We start from the raw sequence: 3,549 nt of genomic DNA on the forward strand, positions 1-3,549 counted from the left end.
CTCGTTGCGGCGCGGCTGCGCCTCTGGCACTTCAACAACATTGTCGCAGCCCCGACCCGCGGTCACGAGCGGGGGCTCCTGTCGTTTCCGTGCCCTCGGATTGGGTCATAGTGTCTGTCCGTCCTCTGCCTGCGGCGTTGTCTTGCTCCGGATGCGGCAGTTAGGGACGTTCCTTTTCTGCCGGCAGTTTGGGACACTCCTTGTAGTCATTGGGGACGTTCTTAAATGACTAGTCGTTGGGGACGTTCTTGTTTGACTAGTCATTCAAGAACGTCCCCAACGACTACATAGCATGAGAGTGGATAATCTCCCAGTTTGGGCTCGCATTCAGGCTCAAAGTGGGAGATTATCCACTCTCGTTTCTGTTCTGCCTACATTTGTAGGAACAGTTCGTGGAGGCGGGTGTCTTCGTCGAGTTCGGGGTGGAAGGTTACGCCGAGCTGGTTGCCCTGGCGCGCGGCGACGATACGGCCGTCGACTTTCGCTAAGGCCTTTGCGTCGCCGTGGACCTCGACGATGCGGGGCGCGCGGATAAACGTCAGCGGCACTTCACCGTCGATGCCAGCTACCTGCCCCTTGGTTCGAAAACTGCCGAGCTGCCTGCCGTAGGCATTGCGCTCAACGAGCACATCCATGGTTGCCAGGCGCGGCGTGCCCTTATCGTCATGGGCGGCAAGGTCGTGAGCCAGCAGAATCAGGCCGGCGCAGGTGCCCAGGACGGGCATGCCTTCAACAATGCGGGTGCGAAGCTCCTCGAGCATGCCCAACTCATCTAGCAGCTTCCCTTGAACGGTAGACTCGCCGCCGGGAAGTACCAGACGGTCAAAGTCCTGCTTTAAATCAGCCGCCTGCCTCAGCTCAATACAGCGCGCGCCCAGCTCGGATAGTCTTGCCTCGTGCTCGGCAAATGCGCCTTGGACCGCCAGCACGGCGACCGTTTGGTCTGCATAATCGCTCATGTGCGATCCTTTCTGCTGGACTAGCGCCCGCGCTCTTCCATGATAATCTCGATCTCGTCGGCGTTGATGCCCACCATGGCCTCGCCCAGGTCCTCTGAAAGCTCGGCAATGAGCTTGGCATCGGTGAAGTTTGCCACGGCCTTGACGATGGCGGCTGCGCGCTTGGCGGGGTCGCCGCTCTTAAAGATGCCCGAGCCGACAAACACGCCTTCGGCGCCCAGCTGCATCATCAGCGCGGCGTCGGCGGGGGTCGCTACGCCGCCGGCGGCAAAGTTCACGACGGGAAGCTTACCCGTGGCATGGACCTCGCGGACCAGTTCGACCGGAACCTGCAGTTGCTTGGCTGCCTCAAAGAGCTCGTCGTCGCGCAGGGCAACAACGTCGCGGATCTGCTTTTGGATCTTGCGCATGTGGCGCACGGCCTGAACGACGTCGCCCGTGCCCGGCTCGCCCTTGGTGCGAATCATCGTGGCGCCTTCGGCAACACGGCGCAGCGCCTCGCCCAGATCACGGGCGCCGCAGACAAACGGCACGTCAAACTGGGTCTTGTCGATGTGATAGACGTCATCGGCAGGGGAGAGAACCTCGGACTCATCGATGTAGTCGATCTCGATGGCCTGCAGGACCTGCGCCTCGACGATGTGACCGATGCGGCACTTGGCCATGACGGGGATGGAGACGGCCTCCTGGATGCCCTTGATCATCTTGGGGTCGCTCATGCGCGAGACGCCGCCTGCGGCACGGATGTCGGCCGGGATGCGCTCGAGAGCCATGACGGCGCAGGCGCCTGCCTCCTCGGCGATGCGTGCCTGCTCGGGCGTGGTAACGTCCATGATGACGCCGCCCTTGAGCATCTGCGCGAGCTCGCGATTGAGTTTGACGCGATCGGCCTTGCTGGTCTGTTCTGCCATGGTTGCTCCCTTGGTTGGCATGTGCATTGCTTGACGGAACATCCTATCGGGGAGCTGGGTATGGCAAAATACTCAGTTTTCGAGATAATAATAAGGTCAGCTTAATACCAGATTGAACAGCTCGATAAGGTCAGGTGGCAAACTCATGCTTGAATACAATTTGGAAAAACGTGGCGAGGCATCGCTTTATGAGTATGTTTACCAGCAAATTCGAGATGATATTGTTGCTGGACGTATTGCGGCGGGGGAGCATCTTCCGTCTAAGCGCGCCTTTGCCAGTCATCTGGGAATCAGTGTCATTACCATCGAGAATGCATATAGCCAGTTACTTGCCGAGGGCTATATTTGCTCAATGCCGCGTCGTGGCTACTACGCTTGCGAGCTTCCGGATGCACCGGTTTTGGCTTCGGCTGCGGAGGGCATCGACCGAGATGCCGCCTCTGCGGGTCCCAGCGCGCATGATGTCAACGGACAGGTTGAGCTGTTCGATGCACTTTCTCCTTCCGCTTTGGAGGCGGCGCGGCTTTGGCAAAGCGCACTGCGGGCGACGCTGACATCCGAAGACGAGCGCGAGATCTTTTCGCCCGCACCGGCACAGGGCACCGTTCGGCTACGATGCGCAATTGCTCATCATCTGCGCGGGACGAGGGGTATGAATGTCGACCCCAATAACATTGTTATCGGCGCGGGCGCTCAGCTGCTCGATACCATGTTGGTTCAGTTGCTTGGCGCTGACAAGGTGTATGCCGTTGAGGACCCGGGCTATTTACGTCTGACGCGCATTTATCAGGCTATGGGCTGCAAAGTTCGACATATCCCGTTGGATGATGAGGGCGTGGACTTGAGCACTCTGCAGAAAAGCGGGACCGATGTCCTTCACCTGATGCCGTCCCATCAGTATCCGACCGGTCTTGTGACGAGCATTGCGCGTCGCTATGCGCTTCTGAGCTGGGCCGCTGAGCGACCAGGTCGGTATCTCATCGAAGATGACTTTGATTGTGAGTTTCGCCTTGCCGGGAAGCCGATTCCCGCGCTCGCGTCGATTGATGCCGCCCAGTCGGTTATCTACACCAACACGTTTTCGAAGAGCCTTTCATCGGCGTTGCGTCTAGCGTACATGGTGCTGCCCGATGAGCTGATGGAGCGGTTTAGGTGCAACCTTGGTTTCTATGCCTCGTCGGTGAGTTCTGTCGACCAGGTCGCTTTGGCTCGTTTGCTGGAATCGGGTGATTACGAGCGGCATGTGAACCGCGTGCGCGTTCGTGCTCGTGGGGCGCGTGATGGCCTGATGGCGCTTGTGCGGAAAGCGTTTCCGGCAGGGGAGGTCTCGATCGAGCAGGCAGATGCGGGCCTTTACTGTACCGTGGTTGCGGAGCGTGGAACGGGCGGAAGCTCTTTTGTGCGGGCCCTCACGCGCTCGAGTATCCCTTTTGTCGATATCAGTGACTGTTATTGGTGTGCCGATGGCGCATCTGTCCCTGAAAACTCAACTCAAATTCTTGTCCAGTATGACGATCTGAGTCCAAAAGTGCTAACTACCTTGGAATTGCAGCCACGCCGGGATCGGGGGTGGAGACATCGATATTCGTACCGATACCGATAGACGTGGGAACATAAATTCCCTTCTCCACGGTGGCCGTCGCTCTCGCTGAAGCCGCATTCGCACTCTGAGCCTGCTC

General features: G+C 58.9%; 3 protein-coding genes. 1 reads left to right on the forward strand and 2 read right to left on the reverse strand.

Going from position 1 to position 3,549, the window contains the following annotated elements; genetic code table 11:
• Nucleotides 1-371: 371 nt before the first annotated feature.
• Nucleotides 372-959: a pyridoxal 5'-phosphate synthase glutaminase subunit PdxT gene (pdxT, locus tag AAAX36_RS09340; RefSeq protein WP_195544259.1), complete on the reverse strand. Its 588-nt coding sequence runs from the start codon at nt 957-959 to the stop codon at nt 372-374.
• Nucleotides 960-979: 20 nt separating this feature from the next.
• On the reverse strand, nt 980-1,870 hold the full coding sequence (pdxS, locus tag AAAX36_RS09345; protein ID WP_022094325.1) for a pyridoxal 5'-phosphate synthase lyase subunit PdxS: 891 nt from the start codon (nt 1,868-1,870) through the stop codon (nt 980-982).
• A 145-nt stretch (nt 1,871-2,015) separates the two neighbouring features.
• On the opposite strand from pdxS, the gene AAAX36_RS09350 reads away from it, so the two are divergent.
• Nucleotides 2,016-3,473: a PLP-dependent aminotransferase family protein gene (locus AAAX36_RS09350; protein WP_349075266.1), complete on the forward strand. Its 1,458-nt coding sequence runs from the start codon at nt 2,016-2,018 to the stop codon at nt 3,471-3,473.
• Nucleotides 3,474-3,549 lie beyond the last annotated feature (76 nt).

Source organism: Collinsella sp. CLA-ER-H10 (genome assembly GCF_040092475.1).
GTDB lineage: Bacteria > Actinomycetota > Coriobacteriia > Coriobacteriales > Coriobacteriaceae > Collinsella.

Bases quoted from the DNA above. Each gene is read 5' to 3' on its own strand.
- pdxS (WP_022094325.1), bottom strand. From the start codon at position 1,870: ATGGCAGAACAGACCAGCAAGGCCGATCGCGTCAAACTCAATCGCGAG.
- AAAX36_RS09350 (WP_349075266.1), top strand. From the start codon at position 2,016: ATGCTTGAATACAATTTGGAAAAACGTGGCGAGGCATCGCTTTATGAG.
- pdxT (WP_195544259.1), bottom strand. From the start codon at position 959: ATGAGCGATTATGCAGACCAAACGGTCGCCGTGCTGGCGGTCCAAGGC.